This is a genomic window from Rhodococcus sp. GQ147, assembly GCF_059759155.1.
The window spans coordinates 1-21555 of the sequence record NZ_JCAXDU010000027.1; the positions used below are offsets into that span (position 1 = coordinate 1).

General features: G+C 67.3%; 21 protein-coding genes. 14 read left to right on the forward strand and 7 right to left on the reverse strand.

Going from position 1 to position 21555, the window contains the following annotated elements:
* The first annotated feature begins 253 nt into the window (after positions 1-253).
* Both AC6CID_RS22775 and AC6CID_RS22780 read left to right on the forward strand, forming a co-directional pair.
* Positions 254-610: a hypothetical protein gene (locus AC6CID_RS22775; protein WP_498354537.1), complete on the forward strand. Its 357-nt coding sequence runs from the start codon at positions 254-256 to the stop codon at positions 608-610.
* A 137-nt stretch (positions 611-747) separates the two neighbouring features.
* Positions 748-2001 (forward strand): glycosyltransferase, encoded by a 1254-nt coding sequence (locus tag AC6CID_RS22780; RefSeq protein ID WP_498354538.1) that lies wholly within the window; start codon positions 748-750, stop codon positions 1999-2001.
* Positions 2002-2033: 32 nt separating this feature from the next.
* Here the strand turns inward: AC6CID_RS22780 and AC6CID_RS22785 are convergent, their stop codons facing one another.
* Together AC6CID_RS22785 and AC6CID_RS22790 are read right to left on the reverse strand one after the other, a co-directional pair.
* Entirely contained in the window at positions 2034-2525 is a 492-nt protein-coding gene (locus AC6CID_RS22785) for a hypothetical protein (RefSeq protein ID WP_006553573.1), read from the reverse strand.
* Positions 2526-2712: 187 nt separating this feature from the next.
* Positions 2713-3156: an STAS domain-containing protein gene (locus AC6CID_RS22790; protein WP_498354539.1), complete on the reverse strand. Its 444-nt coding sequence runs from the start codon at positions 3154-3156 to the stop codon at positions 2713-2715.
* A gap of 307 nt (positions 3157-3463) precedes the next feature.
* Between AC6CID_RS22790 and AC6CID_RS22795 the strand changes: the two genes are divergently transcribed.
* Entirely contained in the window at positions 3464-3883 is a 420-nt protein-coding gene (locus AC6CID_RS22795) for an ATP-binding protein (protein ID WP_064061982.1), read from the forward strand.
* Positions 3880-4662 carry a SigB/SigF/SigG family RNA polymerase sigma factor gene (locus tag AC6CID_RS22800; protein ID WP_006553576.1) on the forward strand — a complete coding sequence of 261 codons (783 nt, stop codon included), beginning with the start codon at positions 3880-3882 and terminating at the stop codon, positions 4660-4662. The genes AC6CID_RS22795 and AC6CID_RS22800 overlap by 4 nt, the downstream gene beginning before the upstream one ends.
* Positions 4663-4706: 44 nt before the next feature.
* Here AC6CID_RS22800 and AC6CID_RS22805 read toward each other — a convergent pair whose 3' ends face one another.
* From AC6CID_RS22805 to aceA, 4 genes are all read right to left on the reverse strand, one after another.
* The gene (locus AC6CID_RS22805; RefSeq protein ID WP_039585432.1) at positions 4707-5765 is read right to left on the reverse strand and encodes an NAD(P)-dependent alcohol dehydrogenase; all 1059 of its coding nucleotides are present in this window, start codon (positions 5763-5765) and stop codon (positions 4707-4709) included.
* Between the two features lie 79 nt (positions 5766-5844).
* A complete protein-coding gene (gene metE / locus AC6CID_RS22810) occupies positions 5845-8145 on the reverse strand; it encodes a 5-methyltetrahydropteroyltriglutamate--homocysteine S-methyltransferase (protein WP_498354540.1) in 2301 nt (766 codons plus the stop codon).
* Between the two features lie 105 nt (positions 8146-8250).
* Entirely contained in the window at positions 8251-9147 is an 897-nt protein-coding gene (locus AC6CID_RS22815; protein WP_019291147.1) for a 3-hydroxybutyryl-CoA dehydrogenase, read from the reverse strand.
* Positions 9148-9315: 168 nt separating this feature from the next.
* On the reverse strand, positions 9316-10605 hold the full coding sequence (aceA, locus tag AC6CID_RS22820; protein WP_006553580.1) for an isocitrate lyase: 1290 nt from the start codon (positions 10603-10605) through the stop codon (positions 9316-9318).
* 534 nt (positions 10606-11139) lie between these two features.
* On the opposite strand from aceA, the gene AC6CID_RS22825 reads away from it, so the two are divergent.
* Genes AC6CID_RS22825 through AC6CID_RS22835 form a run of 3 tightly spaced genes read left to right on the forward strand, consistent with a single transcriptional unit; the run spans position 11140 to position 14172 of the window.
* Positions 11140-12285 carry a globin domain-containing protein gene (locus AC6CID_RS22825; protein WP_482127143.1) on the forward strand — a complete coding sequence of 382 codons (1146 nt, stop codon included), beginning with the start codon at positions 11140-11142 and terminating at the stop codon, positions 12283-12285.
* 53 nt (positions 12286-12338) lie between these two features.
* A complete protein-coding gene (gene ramB / locus AC6CID_RS22830) occupies positions 12339-13751 on the forward strand; it encodes an acetate metabolism transcriptional regulator RamB (protein WP_006553582.1) in 1413 nt (470 codons plus the stop codon).
* Positions 13752-13770: 19 nt separating this feature from the next.
* Positions 13771-14172 carry a PPOX class F420-dependent oxidoreductase gene (locus AC6CID_RS22835; RefSeq protein WP_024101771.1) on the forward strand — a complete coding sequence of 134 codons (402 nt, stop codon included), beginning with the start codon at positions 13771-13773 and terminating at the stop codon, positions 14170-14172.
* A 67-nt stretch (positions 14173-14239) separates the two neighbouring features.
* On the opposite strand, the gene AC6CID_RS22840 is transcribed toward AC6CID_RS22835, so the two are convergent.
* Positions 14240-15133, reverse strand: coding sequence for a type IV toxin-antitoxin system AbiEi family antitoxin domain-containing protein (locus AC6CID_RS22840; RefSeq protein WP_064061828.1), 894 nt, complete (start codon positions 15131-15133; stop codon positions 14240-14242).
* A 332-nt stretch (positions 15134-15465) separates the two neighbouring features.
* Here AC6CID_RS22840 and urtA point away from each other — a divergent pair, with 332 nt between their 5' ends.
* The 7 genes from urtA to AC6CID_RS22875 are packed head-to-tail and all read left to right on the forward strand — an operon-like array spanning position 15466 to position 21520.
* Positions 15466-16740 (forward strand): urea ABC transporter substrate-binding protein, encoded by a 1275-nt coding sequence (urtA, locus tag AC6CID_RS22845; RefSeq protein ID WP_064255556.1) that lies wholly within the window; start codon positions 15466-15468, stop codon positions 16738-16740.
* Positions 16741-16766: 26 nt separating this feature from the next.
* Positions 16767-17642: an urea ABC transporter permease subunit UrtB gene (urtB, locus tag AC6CID_RS22850; protein WP_498354541.1), complete on the forward strand. Its 876-nt coding sequence runs from the start codon at positions 16767-16769 to the stop codon at positions 17640-17642.
* Entirely contained in the window at positions 17642-18778 is a 1137-nt protein-coding gene (urtC, locus tag AC6CID_RS22855; RefSeq protein WP_071935562.1) for an urea ABC transporter permease subunit UrtC, read from the forward strand. Before urtB ends, urtC begins: the two co-directional genes overlap by 1 nt.
* Positions 18775-19557, forward strand: coding sequence for an urea ABC transporter ATP-binding protein UrtD (gene urtD / locus AC6CID_RS22860; protein WP_498354542.1), 783 nt, complete (start codon positions 18775-18777; stop codon positions 19555-19557). Before urtC ends, urtD begins: the two co-directional genes overlap by 4 nt.
* Positions 19557-20249, forward strand: a complete 693-nt coding sequence (urtE, locus tag AC6CID_RS22865) for an urea ABC transporter ATP-binding subunit UrtE (protein WP_033096359.1) — start codon at positions 19557-19559, stop codon at positions 20247-20249. The genes urtD and urtE overlap by 1 nt, the downstream gene beginning before the upstream one ends.
* Positions 20249-20935 (forward strand): GntR family transcriptional regulator, encoded by a 687-nt coding sequence (locus tag AC6CID_RS22870; protein WP_498354543.1) that lies wholly within the window; start codon positions 20249-20251, stop codon positions 20933-20935. The genes urtE and AC6CID_RS22870 overlap by 1 nt, the downstream gene beginning before the upstream one ends.
* Positions 20936-20989: 54 nt before the next feature.
* On the forward strand, positions 20990-21520 hold the full coding sequence (locus AC6CID_RS22875) for a carboxymuconolactone decarboxylase family protein (protein WP_024101778.1): 531 nt from the start codon (positions 20990-20992) through the stop codon (positions 21518-21520).
* Positions 21521-21555: the final 35 nt, after the last annotated feature.

Here is a 21555-nt window from a genome sequence, read left to right on the forward strand (position 1 = left end):
TGGCCGAACGACTCGTACACGAGATCACGTCCTTGCCGGCCCTCGCCGAACAGCATCGGAGCCACTTCGACCACGTCTTCATGACCGTGCACCAGCACGCCTGACGCCCGGCTCACCCCACCTCCCGTGGGGCGACCACCGCACATCCGGATTGGGCGACCTAGCCGGGGGTACTCGGAGAGCGAGTCACGCCGGCCGTTACGCGCGTGCGCCGCCATCGCGCGTGCACCGTTCGGCCACGAGAAGGAGAGCCATGACCCAGGATGTGGAGAAACGCTGGAACGACCCCCGGACGGCCCGTAAGGCCACGATGTACGCGGGGGGCGTGATCGTCGCTGCGCTCGTGGTGATGGGCGTCGCCATCCTCTGGGGCACGAACTCCGGACAGGACTGCAGCGACGCCGCATTCGCGGTGTGCACCGATCCCGCCCGCCAGATCCTGGTCTTCGGACCCACACTCGTGCTCCTGCTCGGCGGACTCGGCGCACTGCTGACGGCCTACCGCACGTGGAACCGCGGCGGTCGCTGGCCGATCTGGCAGGGTGCGGGATGGGTACTGCTGGTGCTGATGGTCGTCTACGCCACCATCTCCGCCCGCGCCATCATCTGATCCGGGACCGGTCGTCCCGGCCCGGTGCGGCCGGAGCCACCGACCCACACGAACGAACAGGTGGGGCAGCAGCGTATTCCGGTTCGTACCGGCGCGCCGTGACCGGTTTATCCCCCACCACACACGGGAATACCGCTGTGGTGAAGATCGCGATGGTTGCCGGACAAGTGAATCCCCTGCTCGGTCACGGCGCGCACGCAGATGCGCCGCCGCAAGGACTTCACGTCCACCTGGCCGAACTGTCGTCCGCCCTCGCCGGGGCCGGTCACGAGGTGGTGGTCTACACACGCCGCGAGGACCGCGACGACCCCGACCGGATCTCCGCCCCCGGTGGATACGAGGTGGTGCAGGTAGCGGCAGGACCACCGTCCCCGCTGCGTCCCGACGAAACCGCCTCTGCGATGGGGGAATTCGGGAGTTTCCTGGATCGGGAGTGGCGCCAGCGGCCACCGGACATCACCCACGCCCACTACTGGCTGTCCGGACTGGCCACGCAGCTCGCCACCCGTTCGCTGGGCATCCCCACGGTTCAGACCTTCCATTCCCTCGGCACGGTCGAGCACCGGATCCGGGAGAAGACTGCGATGGACGCGTCCGCGCGCGACCGAATCCGCTTGGAGCGGCTCCTCGCCCGGGGCGCGACACGCATGATCGCGACGAGTTCCGACGAGGTGTTCGAGCTGGCGCGCATGGGACTTCCCCGCACGCGGACCACGGTGGTGCCGAGCGGCGTGGACGCCGTGCACTACAGCACCGCTGCCGCTCCCGACACCACGAGGACCCGCAAGCATCGTCTGCTCGCAGCCGGCCCTCTCGAACTGGGCTCCGGATTCGACATCGCCATCGAAGCGCTGGCGGGCATTCCCGACACCGAGTTGATCATCGCCGCGCATCCCGCTCCCCCGTACTTGTCGCGCCGAGCGGACGAGCAGGAGAAGTCCCGTCTCGTGAAGCTCGCACGCGTACGCGGTGTGCAGGGACGCGTCCGGATCCGCCGCGATGTCGGGCGGGACGAGATGCCCGGTCTGCTCCTGTCCGCCGACGCCGTGGTCTCCACTCCCTGGCACGATCCGTCGGGGATGCTCGCCCTGCAGGCGATGTCGTGCGGTCGCCCGGTCATCGCAACTGCTTCCGGTGGAATGCTCGACACCGTGCTCGACGAGGCGACCGGCCTTCTCGTGCCCACCCGCTCCCCCGAGGCCGTCGCGGCCGCCGCGCGCCGGCTTCTCTCCGATGCGACGACACGCGCCACCTTCGGTATCGCCGGACGCGACCGCGTTCTCGCCCGGTACACCTGGGATCGCGTGGCGGAGGACACCCTTCGCGCCTACGAACGCTGCGTGCCGGTCCGGCGTACTGCACACCGGACCGCACGGACCGGCGTGCAGTAGCGCCCGTCGAACCTCTACAGACGCCGGAACGATCAGCGACGGAAGTCCTGATCGTTCCGGTGTGCGCCCGCTGGGCCGGCCTCGTCGCCCGGCACGGTGTTCGGGACCTGATCCGACGAACCTGCCGTCCGCGGAACCGGATCCGCGCGGTGATCACCGCGCTCGGCGTGTTCCGCCGAACGGGGATCCAGCTCTTCCGCCCGGCGACGACGCTCGTCGAGTTCGGCTCGTGCCGCTTCGGCGGTACGACGTTCCTCCTCGGAGCGGGCGCGCAGCCGCTCCGCCTCGGCCGCCTTCGCTTCGGCGTCCGCCGCGGCGCGACGGGCCTCCGCTTCGGTGCGTTCGGCCGACGCCGCCCGCTGTTCGACTCCCGGCCTGTTCTCCTCGACGCTGCGACGCAGACGTTCGGCTTCGGCACGCCGGCGCTCAGCACGCCGGTTGCGGAGCGTCCACCCCAGCACCGCCACTACCACCAACGCGACGACCACCGCTATCACCAGCAGAATCCAGTCGTTCGTGCTCATCTCGACCTCCTCGGGTTCACCAGCGGGTTCCCCCGGGTCGAAGTGACGAAACGGGCACCTCGGGCCGAGCGGCGGATCGGAGATGCCCTCCGAACAGAACCGTTGCCGCCCGGGAAACCCGAACGGCAACGGCATGGAGGGGCGTGGCGGATTGCGGCCACGCCGTATGGTCGGCTCTCCCGGCCTGTTACTTCACGCGAGCGAGCGCAGCAAGCGCTGCTTCACGTGTTCTGCATGCCTTGGAAGCGATGGTCGCGTCGGCGACCCGGAGCAACCGTTCCACCGGTCGCCCACTCAGAAGTGCCCAGCGGACGTTCAGGGCACGCGCACGTTCGTCGAGATCGTCGAAGACCGACAACCCGGCCGCACCGAAGAATTCGACTGCTCCGAGATCGACGACCATACGGATCGATTCTTCGAGCTGCCGATGGGTGAACGCGTGTAGAGCGTGTGCGTTGCGGATGTCGATCTCGCCTCGCACGTCGATCCAGACGAGGTCCGGTTCGATCTTCTGCGCGCTGAATTCTGCGCCGACGACCCGTTCTGCGGGAACGTCGGACCTGATCGGCCGAGCCGACCACCCGGATGGGACGGAATCTACCTGTGCGGCAATTCGCTGAGGAACTGTCATAGCACTTCCCAACATCGAAAATTGCAGGAAGCACGACCTACGAGACAGGCACAACCGGTGACCGATCGGAACCCTCCCGAAACAGGGGTGCTTCCGTGTTCTCGGCTGTGTGCTCAACCTTCTGCCGCCACAGTAGTCCACGAACCACGGGCACTCAACACGCCGATCGTGCATTTCGGGAATGTTGCGGCCCCCTGCCCAGGTCACGGTGGATGGATTGAATTCGCGGTATCTGGGTAATCTCTCCGACGACCAGACAGACACGACCCGTCGTACCCCCACTCCCCGTACTGGAGACATCAGGCTCATGGCAAAATCCGCGTCGATCGAATCGGCACGCGACCACAATCCCCCGGTAGTCGAACTTCGAGTAGAGGCCCATCCCGACCAGCTCGCAGTGCTCCGAGCGGTAGCCGCCGCGATCGCGCTGCAGCACGACTTCGACCTCGATACCGTTGCGGATGTGAAGCTCGCCGTCGACGAAGCGGCCACGCGGCTGATCATGGGCGCACCCGAGGACGCGATCCTGGCGTGCTCGTTCCGGGCGGCTCTCCCGCTGCTGCAGATCAGCCTGTCGGCGCCCACGAACGACGCCTCCGAGATCGGGCAGCCGCGCTCCTTCGGATGGCACGTGCTCAACTCGCTGACCGAGTCCATCTCGGTGACGAGCGACGACTCGCGCGCCACGATCGACATGTCCATCGCCGAAGGCAGCGCCGATCGGTGACGCGCAACACGGGTAGGTCGAGCGACGAGTACGCCGACGTCACCGAAACGTTGAGAACACTCCTCGCACTCGAGGAGGGCGACCCCGGTCGCATCCGCATCCGCGACGCAGTGGTCGAGCGGTGCCTGCCGCTCGCCGAGCACATCGCCCGGCGCTTCGACGGCCGTGGTGAGGCCTTCGAAGATCTGCTGCAGGTCGCGCGCCTGGGCCTGGTGAACGCGGTCGACCGTTTCGACCCCGAACGCGGTTCGGATTTCGTCTCCTTCGCGGTCCCCACGATCATGGGCGAGGTGCGCCGGCACTTCCGTGACGCCGGCTGGGCGGTTCGTGTGCCGCGACGCATGAAGGAACTGCATCTGTCCCTGAGCAAGGCCACGTCCGAGCTCTCCCAGCAGCTCGGACGTGCACCCACCGCCTCCGAGCTCGCCGAGGTACTCGGCATCGATCAGGAGGAGGTGCTGCAGGGTCTCGTGGCCGGCAACGCCTACCAGACCGTGTCGGTCGACCGGTCGTCCCCGTCCGGCGACGACGGGCTCACCCTCGCCGACACGCTCGGCGACTACGACGCCGCGCTCGACGAGGTCGAGAACCACGAGGCGCTGCGTCCGCTGCTCGAGGCCCTTCCGGCCCGCGAACGCACGGTCGTGCTGCTGCGCTTCTTCGGCAACATGACGCAGACGCAGATCGCCGAGCGCGTGGGTGTCTCGCAGATGCACGTGTCGCGTCTGCTCACGAAGACCCTCGCGCAGCTCCGCGATCAGCTCGGCGACAACTTCTGACCGCGTCGACGTCCCGGGCTCCCGTGCCCGGGACGTCGACGCGGTCAGAACGTCGAGGCGTCGATCACGAAGCGATAGCGCACATCACTGGCGACCACACGGTCGTATGCCTCGTTGATACGGTCCGCGGAGATCAGCTCGATCTCCGCACCGATGCCGTGCTCTGCGCAGAAGTCGAGCATCGCCTGCGTGTCGGGGATTCCGCCGACATTCGATCCGGCCATCGCACGATCGTTCATCGCGAGCGAGAACGCCCGCACCGACAGCGGCTTCTCGGGCAGGCCGAGGCCGACGAGGGTGCCGTGCAGCCGCAGCAACGACAGGTAGCGGTCGAGGTCGAGGTTGACCGAGACGGTGTTGAGGATCAGATCGAACTTCCCGCGCAACTCCTTGAAGGTCGACTCGTCCTCGGTGGACCGGTAGTCGACCGCACCGAAGCGCAGGCCGTCGTCCCGCTTCGACAGCGAGTGACCGAGCACGGTCACCTCCGCACCCATCGCTGCCGCGATCTTCACTCCGACATGCCCGAGACCGCCCATGCCGATGATCGCGACCTTGCTCCCCGGCCCGGCATTCCACCGCTTCAGCGGCGAGTACAGGGTGATTCCCGCGCACAGCAGAGGCGCCGCGGCGGCCGGGTCGAGTCCGTCGGGAATCCTCAGGACGAAGTGTTCGGTGACGACGATGTGTGTCGAGTAGCCGCCCTGGGTGACGGAGCCGTCGCGGTCGACGGAGTTGTAGGTTCCCGTCACCCGACTGGTGCAGTGCTGCTCGAATCCTGTTCGGCAGGGCTCACATTCACCACAGGAGTTCACGAAGCAACCCACGCCGACGCGGTCTCCGACGGCGTGCTTCGTGACACCGGAACCGACGGCGGCGACGGTGCCGACGATCTCGTGGCCCGGCACGATCGGGTACTTGGTTCCGCCCCACTCGTTCCGGGCGGTGTGGATGTCGGAATGGCAGATGCCGGCGAATTCGATGGCGATGAGCACGTCGAGCGGGCCGAGGGCACGTCGTTCGACGGTGGTCTTCGACAGGGGCGCGTCGGGCGCGGTGGCGGCGTATGCGGCGACGGTGGTCGTACCGGTTGTGGACGTCATTCCTCCACAACTACTCCGCCTCGCGACGACGTGCACCCGCGGGGGACTCCCGCAGGTGCACGTCGTGGAGACGGTTCGACTATCCGGCCTGGTCGGACCGGTGTGTCGCCCGGCGGCGCAGTCGTCGCGCCGCAGCGACGAGGTTGCGCAGCGACGGCTCGAGCTGCCAGTGGTGACGGGTCTTGAGACCACCGTCCGGATTGGCCCACAAGCGGTCGAGTTCCACCGATTCCGCCGCCTCGCTGAGCAACTCGTCGAGCTCGTCGATGTCCGGGATCCGGGCCGAGCGGGACTCGTAGACACCGGGACCGACACCGTGGGACAGCGCGCGGTCCTTGATCGCCTCGAGCACCCAGCGGATCGAGCGTGTCGCCACGATCGCCGTGACGTCGGCGTCGAGCCGCTCGATCGCGTCGACCACCGACACCTGACCCGAATAGGTCAGGTGCGTGTGGATCTGCGTCTCCGGCTTCGCGCCACCGGTGGCGAGACGGAAGGCGTCAACGGCCCAGTCGAGGTACTCGGAGCGCCCGTCCTGCCGCAGCGGCAACAGTTCCCGGATGGCCGGTTCGTCGACCTGGATGATCGCGATGCCCGCCCGCTCGAGATCGGCGATCTCGTCGCGGATGGCCAGCGCGAGCTGGTCGGCCGTCTCGTGGAGCGGCTGATCCTGACGCACGTAGGAACGCGCCAGCATCGTCACCGGACCGGTGAGCATGCCCTTGACCGGCTTGTCGGTCAGCGACTGCGCGAACGAGATCCACTCGACCGTCATCGGCTTCGGCCGCACGATGTCGCCGTAGAGGATCGGCGGACGCGTGCAGCGCGAACCGTAGGCCTGCACCCAGCCGAAGTGGGTGGTGGCAAAGCCCTCCATCAGCTCGGCGAAGTACTGCACCATGTCGTTGCGTTCGTGCTCGCCGTGGGCGAGGACGTCGAGACCGATGTCCTCCTGCAGACGGATGGTGGACTCGATCTCCTCCTGGATCCGCTTGACGTACTCGCCGTACGACATCCGGCCACGACCGAGTTCCGCTCGTGCCCTGCGGATCTCCGCGGTCTGCGGGAACGACCCCAGGGTTGTCACCGGCACCGGCGGCAGATCCAGTCGCTTCTGCTGCGCGGCGCGGCGCTCCTCGTACGGCTCGCGCACCCGATGGGCGGGCGTGACCGCGTTCAGACGTGCACGGACGGTGTGCTTCTGCTTGAAGTGCACCGACACGGGCGGCTTGCGCCACCGCTCCTCGGCTCCGGTCGTGAGCGCCTTGGCAAGGGAGACCACCTCCCCCACCTTCTGCTTCGCGAACGCGAGACGGTCGGCGACGTCGCCGGGGATGTCGTACTCGACGAGCAGGTCGTAGGGCACGTGCAGCAGCGAGGACGAGGTCGACACGACGAGATCCGGTGCGACCGCGGCGAGCGACTTCAGGTAGTCGAGGGTGCGGTGGCGGTCGACCTTCCACACGTTGCGGCCGTCGACGACACCGGCGTAGATGCGCTTGCGCTTGAGTCCGGGCACTGCGGCCAGTTCGTCCGCGCTCATGCGGCCGTTGACCAGGTCCAGGCCGATCGCCTCGATCTTCGACGCGGCCAGGATCGGCAGTGCCTCACCGAGATGCCCGTACGGGCCGGTCACGAGCAGACGCGGACGCAGCGGAGCGTGCGAGAGCGCGTCGTAGGTACGCGCGAGGGCTGCGAGCTCCTCCTCGCTGCGGTCCTCGGTGAACGACGGCTCGTCGAGCTGCACGCAGGTGGCACCGGCACGGGCGAGCTGCTCGAAGAGCTTCTCGTATTCGGGGAGCAGCGCGTCGAGCAGGTCGAGGGTGCGGAAACCCTCCTTCGTCGACGTCGGTGCGACCTTCGACAGCAGCAGCAGCGAGACCGGGCCGAGCACCACCGGCCGCAGCTCGATACCCTCGGCCTTCGCACGCTCGAACTCGTCGAGTACGGCCGCCGAATTCAGCTCGAAGACGGTGTTCTCGTCGAGTTCGGGCTGGCGGTAGTGGTAGTTGCTGCCGAACCAGCGCACCAGCTCGAGCGGCGGGAAGTCCTCGCGGCCACGGCACAGCGTGAAGTACAGATCGAGCGGGTCGAGCTCATCGGCCAGTGGACGGAACCGCTCGGGCAGCGCGCCGAACAACAGCGCGTTGTCCAGGACGTGATCGTAGTAGGAGAACGTGTTGCCGGGTACCTGGGTCAGACCCGTGGCTGCGAGCTCGCGCCAGGTGTTCTCCTGGAGCTCGCGAGCGACCGCGACAAGTTCGTCGCGCGTGCCCTCACCGTGCCAGTAGGCCTCGAGGGCGAACTTGAGCTCGCGGCGGGGCCCGATGCGCGGGTACCCGAGGATGCTCGATCCGTATCCGTCGGCGAGAGTTGCCATGTCGGCGTCGACCTTTCCCTCATGCACGTCGCGCCCGTGCACCGGTGACCAGTGTTCGGAACACTGTCGCCGGGCACGGGCGCCGTGTGCGGTGGTGCTACCTGGCTAGCCGGCCTTCTTGACCGTGCGACCGTTGTCGGCGTACTCGTAGAAGCCGGCGCCCGACTTCTTGCCGACGAGTCCCGCCTCGACCATGCGCTGCAGCAGCGGCGGGGCCGAGTACAGGGGCTCTTTGAACTCCTCGTACATGGAGTCGGCGATCGACTTGACGGTGTCCAGACCGACCAGGTCGGTCAGGGCGAGCGGACCCATCGGGTGGGCGCAACCCAGGACCATCGTCTTGTCGATGTCCTCCTTGGTGGCGAAGCCGGACTCGACCATCCGGATCGCCGAGAGCAGGTACGGCACCAGCAGTGCGTTGGCGATGAAACCTGCACGGTCGGAGGACCGCACGACCTGCTTGCCCAGTACGTCGGCTGCGAACGCCTCGGCGCGCTCGGCGACGGTGGGGCTGGTCTTCAGGGTGGTGACGAGCTCGACGAGCGGGAGCACCGGAACAGGGTTGAAGAAGTGCATGCCGATGACACGCTCGGGCGCACCGGTCGCGATACCGAGCTTCATGATCGGGATCGACGAGGTGTTCGAGGCGAGCACCGCGTTGGGATCGGTGACGATCTTGTCGAGCTCCGCGAGGATCTCGCTCTTGACCTTCTCGTCCTCGACGACGGCCTCCACCACGAGCTGCCGATCGGCGAAGTCACCGAGATCGGAGGTGAAGCGCAGACGCCATGCGGCCTGCTCACGCTCCCGTTCGGTGATCTTTCCGCTGCTCACGCCCCGGTCCAGCGACCGGAGGATCCGGGCACGTCCGGCAGCCGCGAGTTCGCGGGTCTGCTCGAACACCAGTACGTCGACATGAGCGCGTGCGCACACCTCGGCGATACCTGCGCCCATGATGCCGGCGCCGATCACGCCGACGCGCTGAATCTTTTCGCTGGTCACGTCAGCTCCTTCTCGTTGTGGGGGTCGTGGCCGAGGCCGGAAGTACAAGCGAGGACCCGTCGGGTGCGCGCGTTTCGAACTGCTCCGGATACGCACGCACCCCGCGGCAGGACATGGGGACCTGTGGATCCCGCCGCGGGGTGGTGGACCTCGGGGTGGCGCTGGTTCCTAGTGGAACTGGCCTTCCTCGGTGGAGCCCTTCAGGGCAGCCGTGGAGGTGTTGGGATCGACGGTGGTGGCGATGGTGTCGAAGTAGCCGGCACCGACCTCACGCTGGTGCTTGATGGCGGTGAAGCCGCGCTCCTTGGCCGCCTTGAACTCGCGCTCCTGCAGGTCGACGAAGGCCGTCATGCCCTCGCGGGCGTAGCCGTGCGCCAGGTCGAACATGCCGTAGTTGAGCGAGTGGAAGCCGGCGAGGGTGATGAACTGGAACTTGAAGCCCATCGCGCCGAGCTCCTTCTGGAACTTCGCGATGGTCGCGTCGTCCAGGTGAGCCTTCCAGTTGAAGGAGGGCGAGCAGTTGTAGGCCAGCAGCTGGTCCGGGAACTCGCTGCGGACGCCCTCGGCGAACTTCTTGGCGACCTCGAGGTCCGGAACACCGGTCTCCATCCAGATGAGGTCGGAGTACGGAGCGTAGGCCTTCGCACGGGCGATGCAGGGCTCGATGCCGTTCTTGACGTGGTAGAAGCCCTCGGCGGTGCGCTCACCGGTGATGAACGGGCGGTCACGCTCGTCGACATCGGAGGTGATGAGGGTCGCGGCCTCGGCGTCGGTGCGGGCGATGACCACGGTCGGGACGTCCGCGACGTCGGCCGCGAGGCGAGCCGAGGTCAGGGTGCGGATGTGCTGCTGCGTGGGGATGAGCACCTTGCCACCGAGGTGACCGCACTTCTTCTCCGACGCGAGCTGGTCCTCCCAGTGGGAACCGGCGACGCCGGCCGCGATCATGGCCTTCTGCAGCTCGTAGACGTTGAGGGCGCCACCGAAGCCGGCCTCACCGTCGGCGACGATCGGAGCGAGCCAGTTGTCGACGGAAGTGTCGCCCTCGACCTTGGCGATCTCGTCGGCGCGCAGCAGCGCGTTGTTGATACGGCGGACGACCTGCGGAACCGAGTTCGCCGGGTACAGCGACTGGTCCGGGTAGGTGTGGCCGGACAGGTTGGCGTCGCCGGCGACCTGCCAACCGGAGAGGTAGATGGCCTTCAGGCCGGCGCGGACCTGCTGGACCGCCTGGTTACCGGTGAGGGCGCCGAGCGAGTTGATGTAGTCCTCGTTGTTGACGAGGTCCCACAGGATCTCGGAACCGCGGCGAGCGAGGGTGGCTTCCTCGACGACGTTGCCCTGCAGCTTGGCGACCTGCTCGGCGGTGTAGTTGCGGGTGATCCCCTTCCAGCGCGGATTGGTGTCCCAATCCTTCTGGATCTCTTCTGCAGTCCTCGGGGTGCCGGTGGTCGACATCAAATCTCCACTCTCTAGATCTGCCCCGCTCGGGATGAAGCAGTACGCGTGTACGACTTCACATCCTTTGCGTGCCGTTCGGATGTACAAGAACGACAATGACACAGTCCAAAAAGCCCGTCTACCTGTTGCTAATGCCAATCTCGGCTATTTTCGTCGCAGCCATTGCGAAGATTGCCAATCGATGGTCGGTCCAACTACCCGAATCGGGCACGGGTTTATTACCCGCGAGTAGTAACTACCTCGGCTTTTGCCGCTGCCGTCCGGCCCACACCGCCGGGACGCCTCGTCCCGCCGACTCCCCCACCTCGGGACGGATCGGACACCTGCCTGTGACTGCCTTCACAAACGGTGATCGTGGTTTGTGATCCCCATTGACCCCTGGAATCCCATCCGTAACATGTCTCGGGCCGGATCGGGGCCGGTGCATCGTAGTGCCTTCGTGTCTCAGGGCCCCGGCCGAACAGCCCCCGAACACGAGGAGTCGACATTCTCTCGAGTACGTCGCGGTCGATCGTCGAAGCGACCCTGCCGGTGGTCGGCGCCGAGATCGGCACGATCTCACGTGTCTTCTACAACCGGCTCTTCCGGGCCGTCCCGTCCCTGCGGGACACCTTCAACCGCACCAACCAGGCCAACGGGGCCCAGCAACGGGCGCTCGCCGACTCGGTCGCCGCTTTCGCATCACTGCTGGTCACCCACGCACCGACCGACATCGACCCGATCATGGAGCGGATCGCCGCCAAACATGCGTCCCTCGGTGTACAGGCCGCGCACTACGGGATCGTGCGGACCCACCTGTTCGCCGCGATCGCCGAGGTGCTCGGCGACGCCATCACACCGCAGGTCGCCGTGGCCTGGCACGAGGTGTACACGCTGATGGCGAACTCGCTCGTCGAGCAGGAGACGGAGCTGTACCGGCGGGCCGGTGTGGCCCCCGGTGACATCTGGCGTCGGGTTGTCGTCACCGAACACGAGTACGACGGCGCGCACGCGGCCACCTTCCACCTCCGCTCCGTCGACGGTCGGCCGCTGCCGGCCTTCCTTCCCGGCCAGTACATCTCCGTGCGGGTCGCGCTGCCGGACGGCTCCGAGCAGATCCGCCAGTACACCGTCTTCCCGGGCAGGACGAGCGGCGAGTGGGCCGTCACCGTCAAGCGCGTGCCGGGCGGACTCGTCTCCCCCGTGCTGTGCGACGGCCTGGGCGTCGACGATCACCTCCTCGTGTCGCCGCCGTTCGGCAGCGTCGTCGTCGACAGGGGCAGCGAACCGTTGCTGCTCGCCTCGGCGGGCGTGGGCGTGACGATGACGATCGCGGCGCTGCGCGACATGCAGTCCCGGGGCGACAGCCGGAGCGTCGACGTCGTCCACGTCGACCGCACCCCCTACGAGCAACCGCACCGGACCGAACTCGCCGTCCTGGTCGACTCGTTGCCGGACGCCCGGCTGCACGTGCGCTACACCGAGTACGACGAGATTCGCAGCGACGGACGAACTCCACTGTCCGGGCTGACGATTCCGGGCGATGCCCGCACCTATGTGTGCGGTCCGATCACGTTCATGCGTGCCATCCGCTCGGATCTCGTCGCGTCGGGGGTATCCCCCGGGTCGATTCACTTCGAGGCGTTCGCGCCGGGCTCGTGGTTCGGCCTCGAGGCCCCACCGGTATCTGTCGATTAACACGCTGCGAACGCTGCCTTGCGAAGGCTGCGAGGCAGTTCTACCCTGGGCGAATGGCCAAGACCTATGTAGGCGCCCGGCTGCGGCAGCTACGCACCGAGCGAGGACTCAGCCAGGCCGCGCTCGCCAAGACCCTCGAGATCTCGGCGAGTTATCTCAACCAGATCGAGCACGACGTCAGGCCGCTGACGGTGCCCGTCCTGCTCCGGATCAGCGAGGTCTTCGGGGTCGACGCCACCTTCTTCTCCTCGCAGGACGACACCCGTCTGATCGCGGAGATGCGGGAGGTCGCGCTCGACCGGGAGATGGGCATCGAGGCCGACGCCCAGGAGATCGCCGAGATGGTCGCAGCCCACCCCACTCTGGCGCGCGCGATGGTCAATCTCCACCGGCGCTTCCGCAACACCACCGCGCAGCTCGCCGTCGCGACCGAGGAGAGGTACAGCGACGGCAGCGGCAGCGGTGCGATCACCATGCCCCACGAGGAGGTCCGCGACTACTTCTACCAGCGGCAGAACTACCTGCACGATCTCGACACCGCGGCCGAGGAGCTGGCCAACCGCATCCGGTTCCACCGCGGCGACGTGGGGGGCGAGATCGCTCGCCGCATGACCACGGTCCACGATGTGCAGATCGTCAAGCGCATCGACCTCGGCGAGAACATCCTTCACCGCTACGACCCCGAGACCCGTGTCCTGGAGGTCGCGCCGCAGCTGTCCGGCGGGCAGCAGGTCTTCAAGCTGGCCATCGAACTCGCGTACCTGGAGTGTGGAGAGCTCATCGACCGCCTCGTCGCGGAGGGTTCGTTCACGAGCGATGCCTCACGCGCGCTGGCCCGGCTCGGGCTCGCCAACTACTGGGCGGCCGCACTGATCCTGCCGTACACGCAGTTCCACGAGATCGCAGAGGACTTCCGCTACGACGTCGAACGCCTGTCGGCCTTCTACGGCGTCAGCTACGAGACGATCGCGCACCGGCTGTCGACACTCCAACGTCCGAAGCTGCGGGGCGTCCCGTTCTCGTTCGTGCGCGTCGACCGCGCGGGCAACATGTCGAAGCGTCAGTCCGCCACCGGTTTCCACTTCTCCACCAGCGGTGGCACGTGCCCGTTGTGGAACGTATACGAGACCTTCGCCTATCCCGGCAAGATCATGACGCAGATCGCGCAGATGCCCGACGGTCGTCGCTATCTGTGGGTCGCGCGCACGGTCGAGCGTCGCGCCGCGCGTTACGGCCAGCCGTCGAAGACGTTCGCGATCGGTCTCGGCTGCGAACTGCGGCACGCGCATCGCCTCGTCTATGCCGACGGTCTCGACCTCGACGAGTCCAATCCCGGCACGCCGATCGGCTCGGGTTGCCGCGTGTGCGAGCGGATGAACTGCCCGCAGCGCGCCTTCCCTCCCCTGGGCAAGGAGATCGACATCAACGAGCACCGCTCGTCGGTCTCGCCGTATCTGGTGCGCTGAGCGTCGGTAGGCTCGTCGCATGGCACGCACCCCCGACTCGATAGGCGCGAAGGCACTCGAGTTCCTGTCCGAGTACCACCTCGCGACGCTCACGACCCTCCGCAAGGACGGCTCGCCGCACGTCGTCGCCGTCGGGTTCACGTGGGACGGCGAGGCCGGCCTCGCCCGCGTCATCACCTTCGAGGGCTCCCAGAAGACCCTCAACGTCGAGCGCGGGGGTTACGCGGTGGTGAGCCAGGTCGACGGCGGTCGCTGGCTCACCCTGGAGGGCCCGGCCCGCGTTACGCGCGAGCCGGCCGACGTCCGCGAGGGCGAGCGTCGCTACGCCGCCCGCTACCGCGAACCCCGCCCCAACCCCCGCCGCGTCGTCATCGAGATCGCAGTCGAGCGCGTGATGGGCTCGGTCCTCGACCCCATCTGACGCATCCGCTCGCTTGTTTGCCATCCGCAGCGGAAGCAGATGCGGCACATAGCTGGGACGGTAGCGGTTACCGCCACGCACGGGCGACGGCACGGTCGAAGCGAGCGAGGACGACGTCGAACCGGGACAGTTCGGGCCACGTCCACCTGACCACTTCGAAGCCGAGGTCGCGCAGGGCGCCCTTCCGTCGCTTCTCGTTCCGTAGGGCCTCGACGCCTCCCTCGTCGTACTTGCCCATCCCGTCGAACTCACCGACGACTCCTTCGTCCTCCCAGAGGAAGTCGACCCGGGCGACGAACTGCCCGTCGGGTGTTCGTATCTCCTTCTGGAGCGTCGGTGCGGGCATGCCGGCCTGATGCATCCGGATGCGACTCAGCGATTCTCCCGGACTCTCGCTGCGACCGTCGAGAAATGCAGCCACGCGTCGCGCCGCGGCGATACCCCTACGCGGCCCGGACTCGTCGAGACAACAGAGCAACGCGGAGCCGAACTCGGCATCACGAGCCGCAGCACAATCGCCCGCGATCACGGCTTCGTCGAAGTCGAGTGTGCAGGCGAGATCCACGACGGTCCGGGCGAGCGAGGTGCACGCTATGCCCGCGACCTCCGACAGGTCGTGAGGACGCAGAGGGGCGACGTGCAGGTGACGGTTCGCGTTCCTCCGACCACCACCCGATCTGCCGCGGGTGACGTGGACCCGCGTGAGATCCGGCTTCCACAGGGCGAGCCCGTGCAGGACGGCGGCGGACTCGTGGCTGATCACCGTGCCGGGCGCGAGCACTGCCCCGACGGATCGCACGCGCACGCGATAGCGATCGAGTTCGTCGAGGGAGTCGTCGCGGTGGAGGTAGACGCCGGGTTCGAGTCGCTCGAGTTCACCGGCGCGTACCGCACGACGGATCTCGGAGTCGGTCATCCCGGAAGCGAGAGCGGTGGTCCGCAGGAAAGGTGTCGGTCGCATGCGGACAACCGTGCCCGATCGTCGTGGTGCAGACGCGGTGCGAACACCGGTATTCGCGTCGCCTGTGGATGATCCCGCCACCTGTGGACAGACAGTTCGCTACACCGTCAGCTATCCGCCGCAGCGATTGCCGTAGCGGATAGCGAAGGTCGTAGCTGATGCTTGTGCGCGCTTTGTAACGCCCACGAAATCTGTGTCACGAGACCGTGACCGGAAGATATTCCCGCGCAACAACTCCCTTCTACTGTGTGGCCTCACGGATACAGCGCTGTATACGCCTCCCGGATACACCGGGGTCCCCTCAGGCCACACCTTCGAAGGAAGGGCTCTACATGTCTGTTGTCAGGTCCAGGCTCGCCACCCGCGCCATCGCGGCCCCCGCAGCACTCGTCGCAGTCGGACTCGTGCTGTCCGCCTGCGGAAGCCGCGCAGGTGACGAGGGCAGCACGGCCGCCTCCGGTGCTGCGTCGTGCGTCGACACCTCGGGCGACACCGTCAAGGTCGGCTCGCTCAACTCCCTGTCGGGCACGATGGCGATCTCCGAGGTCACCGTCCGCGACTCGATCGCGCTGGCCGTCGAGGAGATCAACGCCGACGGCGGTGTGCTCGGCAAGCAGATCGAGATCGTCTCCGAGGACGGCGCATCCGAGCCGGCGGTGTTCGCGGAGAAGGCCGAAAAGCTCATCGGATCCGACTGCGTCGCAGCGGTGTTCGGTGGCTGGACATCGTCGAGTCGCAAGGCGATGCTGCCGGTCTTCGAGGACCGCAACGCGCTGCTGTACTACCCCGTCCAGTACGAGGGCCTCGAGTCGTCATCGAACATCTTCTACACCGGCGCGACCACCAACCAGCAGATCGTGCCGGCCCTGGACTACCTGAAGGAACAGGGCGTGAAGTCGCTCTACCTCGTCGGTAGCGACTACGTCTTCCCGCAGACCGCCAACCGCATCATCAAGGCGTACGCCGAGGCCAACGACATCGAGATCAAGGGTGAGGACTACACCCCGCTCGGCTCCACCGACTTCTCCACCATCGTCAACAAGGTGCGCACCGCCGACGCCGACGCGGTGTTCAACACACTCAACGGCGACTCCAACGTCGCGTTCTTCCGCGAGTACACCAACGCCGGCCTCAACGCGAAGGACATGCCGGTCGTGTCGGTGTCCATCGCCGAGGAGGAGGTGGGCGGCATCGGCGCGCAGAACATCGAGGGCCAGCTCACCGCGTGGAACTACTACCAGACCGTCGACTCCCCCGAGAACACCTCGTTCGTCGAGGCGTACAAGGCGAAGTACGGCGCGAACAAGCCGACCTCCGATCCCATGGAGGCCGCCTACACCTCGGTCTACCTGTGGAAGAACACCGTCGAGAAGGCCGAGTCCTTCGAGGTCGACGACGTCGTCGAAGCCGCCGACGGCGTGACCTTCGACGCCCCCGAGGGCACCGTCACGATCGATGGCGACAACCACCACATCACCAAGACCGCTCGCATCGGTGAGATCCGCGGCGACGGCCTGATCTACACCGTCTGGGAGTCCGACGGCGCCATCGAGCCCGACCCGTACCTCGAGTCCTACGACTGGGCGTCGGGCCTGTCCGGTAACTGAGCACGGAAGCCGAAGAGGGAGACGACATGGATGTCCTTGTAGGACAGCTCTTCACAGGATTGAGTATCGGATCGATCCTGTTGCTGGCAGCACTGGGGCTGTCGCTGACGTTCGGCCAGATGGGCGTGATCAACATGGCCCACGGCGAATTCATCATGGCCGGCAGCTACACCGCCTTCGTCGTGCAGCAGGTGATCTCCTCGGCCGGGATGTCCCTGTTGCTCGTCGGCTTCCTGGTGGGCGGCGTGATGGGTGTGATCCTCGAGGTCACCCTCATCCGCCGCATGTACCACCGCCCGCTCGACACCCTGCTGGTGACCTTCGGTGTGGGCCTGCTGCTGCAGCAGGCCGCCCGCGACATCTTCGGCGCCCCCGCCGTCAACGTCGTCGCACCGTCCTGGCTCTCCGGTGGTGTGGAGATCTTCGGGGCGGTGGTCCCGAAGACCCGCCTGTTCATCCTCGCCCTCGCCGTGGTCTGCGTGGTCGCCCTGATCGCGTCGATGAAGTACACCCCGATGGGACGACGGATCCGGGCCGTGGTGCAGAACCGCGATCTCGCCGAGACGGTGGGCATCTCGTCGCGCCGCACCGACATCACGACCTTCTTCCTCGGCTCGGGCCTGGCCGGCCTCGCCGGTGTGGCCCTGACACTCATCGGCTCGACCAGCCCGACCATCGGCCAGTCGTACCTCATCGACGCCTTCCTCGTGGTCGTCATCGGCGGTCTCGGCCGCATCGAGGGCGCCGTGCTCGCGGCCGTCGCACTGGGCCTGCTCAATTCGTTCATCGAGTACTCCACGACCGCGTCGATCGCGAAGGTCATCGTGTTCGTGCTCATCGTGATCTTCCTGCAGGTCCGTCCGCAGGGCCTGTTCGCCGTCAAGACGAGGAGCCTGGTCTGATGCCCGCGACCTTCTCGACCCGCACCTTCACCCGACCCGGACCCGTACGCACAGCAGGCGGATTCGCGATCGCCGCGATCGTCCTGTTCGGTCTCGCCCCCGCCGTCCTCTCCGATTTCCGGCTCGGCCTGCTCGGCAAGTTCCTGTGCTTCGCGATCGTCGCCGTCGGCATCGGCCTGGCCTGGGGCCGCGGTGGCATGCTCACCCTCGGCCAGGGTGTCTTCTTCGGCCTCGGCGCCTACATCATGGCCATGCACCTGAAGATCTCCGACGCGCAGCTCCGCGGCGACACCGTCCCGGACTTCATGCAGATCGCGGGCATCCGGGAACTACCCGCCTACTGGACCCCGTTCGCCTCCCCCGCCGTCACGCTGCTGGCGATCCTGATCGTGCCGGCCCTGCTCGCCGCCCTGCTCGGCTTCGGTGTGTTCGCCCGCCGCGTCAAGGGCGCCTACTTCGCCATCCTCTCCCAGGCACTGGCCGCCGCCTTCGCGATCCTGCTCATCGGCCAGCAGTCCACCGGAGGATCCAACGGCCTCAACCGTTTCCGCACCTTCTTCGGCTACGACCTGTCCGATCCGGTCAACAAGCGGATGCTGTTCTTCATCGTCGCCGCGATCCTGCTGCTCGTCGTCGCCGCGACCCGCCAGCTCATGCAGTCCCGCTACGGCGAACTGCTCGTCGCGGTCCGCGACCAGGAGGAGCGGGTCCGCTTTCTGGGCTACGACCCCGCGCTGATCAAGGTGGCCGCCTACACCGTCGCGGCCTTCTTCGCCGGCATCGCCGGGGCGATGTTCGTGCCCATCGTCGGCATCATCTCCCCCGCCGACGTCGGCATCGTCCCGTCGATTGCGTTCCTCATCGGTGTCGCCATCGGCGGACGCACCACCCTGCTCGGCCCGGTCCTCGGCGCGGTGGGCGTGGCGTGGGCACAGACCACCCTGTCGGAGAACTTCCCGTCGGCCTGGACCTACGCGCAGGGCCTGCTGTTCATCGTCGTCGTCGGCTTCTTCCCCGCCGGCCTCGCCGGAGTCATCACCCTGCTCCGCCGGCGCCGCCGCACCACCCCGACCGAACCCACACCCCCGACCGAACCCGAGCCCGCCGACCTTCCCGAGATGGAGCCCGTGCGATGAGCAAACCCGTCTACGGCGGCAACGCCGGAATGAGCAGCGACTACCTCGAGATCCGCGACCTGCGTGTCACCTTCGACGGCTTCACCGCCGTCGACGGCGTCGACCTCACCCTCCTCCAAGGCGACCTGCGGTTCCTCATCGGCCCCAACGGCGCCGGCAAGACCACCCTCGTCGACGCCGTCACCGGCCTGGTTCCGGCGACCGGCTCGATCACCAAATCCGGCGTCGAACTGCTCGGCAAGAAGACCCACAAGATCGCGCGCCTCGGTGTCGGCCGCACCTTCCAGACCGCCTCGGTCTTCGAGGAACTGTCCGTTCTGCAGAACCTCGACATCGCCGCCGGCGCGAGCCGCTCCCCGTGGCAGTTGCTGCGCCGCCGCAACAACGTTCTGCCCGAGATCGAGGAAACACTCGAGACGATCGGCCTGACCGCCCACCGCGACACCCCCGCGGGCATCCTCGCCCACGGGCAGAAGCAGTGGCTCGAGATCGGCATGCTGCTCGTGCAGAACGCCGACGTGCTGCTCCTCGACGAACCCGTCGCCGGAATGAGCGGCGACGAACGCGAGGAGACCGGGCAGCTGCTGCGCCGCATCGGCGCGCAGCGCACGGTGGTCGTCGTCGAGCACGACATGGACTTCATGCGCGCCTTCGCCACCTCCGTCACCGTCCTCGCCCGCGGCAAGGTCATCGCCGAGGGCACCGTCGACCAGGTCCAGAACGACCCGCAGGTCCAGCAGGTCTACCTCGGGACCGCCACCACTGCTCAGGAGGCATGATGCTCGAACTCGTCGACGTCCGCGCCGGTTACGGTCGCACCGAGATCCTGCACGGCATCTCCCTGACCGTGCCGACCGGCAAGACCGTCGCGGTCATGGGCCACAACGGTGCCGGCAAGACCACACTGCTGCGTGCCGCCGTCGGCCTGCTGCCCGTCACCAAGGGAAAGATCCTCTTCGACGGTGACGACATCACCTCGCTGCGACCATCTGCCCGCGTCACCCGCGGCCTGGCCTACGTCCCGCAGGGGCAACAGTCCTTCGGTCAGCTCACCTGCCGGGAAAACCTGCAGGTCGTCGCCGACACGCGCCGCAACGGCCGTCAGTTGATCACCGACATGCTCGACCTGTTCCCCGCCCTCGTCCCGCTACTCGACCGCCGCGCCGGCCTGCTCTCCGGCGGTCAGCGCCAGCAACTCGCCATCGCCCGCGCGCTGATCACCGAGCCGCGCATGCTCATCCTCGACGAGCCCACCGAAGGCATCCAGCCGTCGGTGGTCACCGAGATCGAGAACACCATCGTCGAACTCGGCCGCAGCGGCGACCTCGGGGTGCTGCTCGTCGAACAGCACATCGGTTTCGCCCTCGACAACGCCCTGCACTACTACGTCCTCGAATCCGGGCGCATCACCTCGACGGGTGACGGTGGTGTCGACGCCGCCTCCACCGTCCGTGCGGCGATGGCGATCTGATGGCCGCCGACACACGGCGCGAGTGGGTCTACAAGGCCCTGCGCGATCGTCTGATGTCCGGGACCCCCTCCCCTGACGAACGACTCAGTGAAGAACGCCTCGCCGAACAGTACGAGGTGTCGCGCACGCCGGTACGCGAGGCCCTCGCCCGACTGGTCTCCGACGGGCTCGTCGAACGCCGCGACCAGGGGTTGTACCCCTACCGTCCGCGCTTCGACGACCTCGCGGACCTGTACGAACTGCGGACCACCCTGGAGCTGCGCGGGATTCGCCGCGCACTCGACAGCGACTCGGTGCGGCACGATCCCGACGTCCTCGGTCCCGAGCTCGACCGCTGGTATGAGATCCGCGAGGATCCGCCCGAGCCCGACGCCGGCTTCGTCACGCTCGACGAGCGCTTCCACATGACGTTGCTCGCCGCCTCCGGCAACCGTGCCCTGTGCGACGCGCTGGCCTCGGTGAACGCCAAGGTGCGCCCGGTGCGGATGTTCGACTATCTGACCCCCGGCCGCATCGTCGCGACCGTCGACGAGCACATCGAGGTCGCCGAGCTGGTTCTCGCCGACAAGCTCGACGACGCCCACGACCTGCTGCTCGCCCACATCGACACCTCGCGATCGGTGGTCGTGCGCCGGGCCGAGGAGGCACGCGCCTTCGCGCGGATGGCCCGGGCCGTCCGAGACTGACACTTCCGGTCGTGTCACGTGACCGGACGGGTCCGGTGCGGCACACTGGCGCTCATGACACCCCGCATCCCGCCCGGACGATTCAAGGAACTCGGCCCGATCAACTGGGTGACATGGAAGGCCCTGTCCGCCGCCGGCGGCACCTCGGACGCCCACCTGTTCAGCACCCTCGGCCGCACCGGACGGCTGTTCCGCGGGTGGTTGCACTACGCCGGCATGCTCATGCCGTTCGGCCGTCTCGGTCGGTTCGAATCGGAGATGGTCATCCTGCGCGTCGCGCATCTGCGCGAGTGCGGTTACGAATTCGACCACCACACCCGCCTGGGTCGCCGTGCCGGCATCACCGACGAGGTGCGCGAGCGTATCGTCGCCGGACCCGACGCTCCCGGCTGGCAGGCAAGGCACTGCGCTCTTCTCGCCGCCGTCGACGAACTCGTGGCGACGAAGAATCTGTCCGACGAGACGTGGGCGTCGCTCGCGCAGTTCTACGACGACCGCAGGCTCATCGAGTTCTGTCTGCTGGTCACGCAGTACGACGCCCTTGCCACAACCATCGGTGTGCTGCGGATCGAACGCGACTTCTGATCCGTCCGCACCGGCCGGCATCGGTTCGGCGCGAT

Bases quoted from the DNA above. Each gene is read 5' to 3' on its own strand.
- AC6CID_RS22775 (WP_498354537.1), top strand. From the start codon at position 254: ATGACCCAGGATGTGGAGAAACGCTGGAACGACCCCCGGACGGCCCGT.
- AC6CID_RS22785 (WP_006553573.1), bottom strand. From the start codon at position 2,525: ATGAGCACGAACGACTGGATTCTGCTGGTGATAGCGGTGGTCGTCGCG.
- AC6CID_RS22790 (WP_498354539.1), bottom strand. From the start codon at position 3,156: ATGACAGTTCCTCAGCGAATTGCCGCACAGGTAGATTCCGTCCCATCC.
- AC6CID_RS22795 (WP_064061982.1), top strand. From the start codon at position 3,464: ATGGCAAAATCCGCGTCGATCGAATCGGCACGCGACCACAATCCCCCG.
- AC6CID_RS22805 (WP_039585432.1), bottom strand. From the start codon at position 5,765: ATGACGTCCACAACCGGTACGACCACCGTCGCCGCATACGCCGCCACC.
- metE (WP_498354540.1), bottom strand. From the start codon at position 8,145: ATGGCAACTCTCGCCGACGGATACGGATCGAGCATCCTCGGGTACCCG.
- aceA (WP_006553580.1), bottom strand. From the start codon at position 10,605: ATGTCGACCACCGGCACCCCGAGGACTGCAGAAGAGATCCAGAAGGAT.
- ramB (WP_006553582.1), top strand. From the start codon at position 12,339: ATGGCCAAGACCTATGTAGGCGCCCGGCTGCGGCAGCTACGCACCGAG.
- AC6CID_RS22835 (WP_024101771.1), top strand. From the start codon at position 13,771: ATGGCACGCACCCCCGACTCGATAGGCGCGAAGGCACTCGAGTTCCTG.
- AC6CID_RS22840 (WP_064061828.1), bottom strand. From the start codon at position 15,133: ATGCGACCGACACCTTTCCTGCGGACCACCGCTCTCGCTTCCGGGATG.
- urtA (WP_064255556.1), top strand. From the start codon at position 15,466: ATGTCTGTTGTCAGGTCCAGGCTCGCCACCCGCGCCATCGCGGCCCCC.
- urtB (WP_498354541.1), top strand. From the start codon at position 16,767: ATGGATGTCCTTGTAGGACAGCTCTTCACAGGATTGAGTATCGGATCG.
- urtC (WP_071935562.1), top strand. From the start codon at position 17,642: ATGCCCGCGACCTTCTCGACCCGCACCTTCACCCGACCCGGACCCGTA.
- urtD (WP_498354542.1), top strand. From the start codon at position 18,775: ATGAGCAAACCCGTCTACGGCGGCAACGCCGGAATGAGCAGCGACTAC.
- urtE (WP_033096359.1), top strand. From the start codon at position 19,557: ATGCTCGAACTCGTCGACGTCCGCGCCGGTTACGGTCGCACCGAGATC.
- AC6CID_RS22870 (WP_498354543.1), top strand. From the start codon at position 20,249: ATGGCCGCCGACACACGGCGCGAGTGGGTCTACAAGGCCCTGCGCGAT.
- AC6CID_RS22875 (WP_024101778.1), top strand. From the start codon at position 20,990: ATGACACCCCGCATCCCGCCCGGACGATTCAAGGAACTCGGCCCGATC.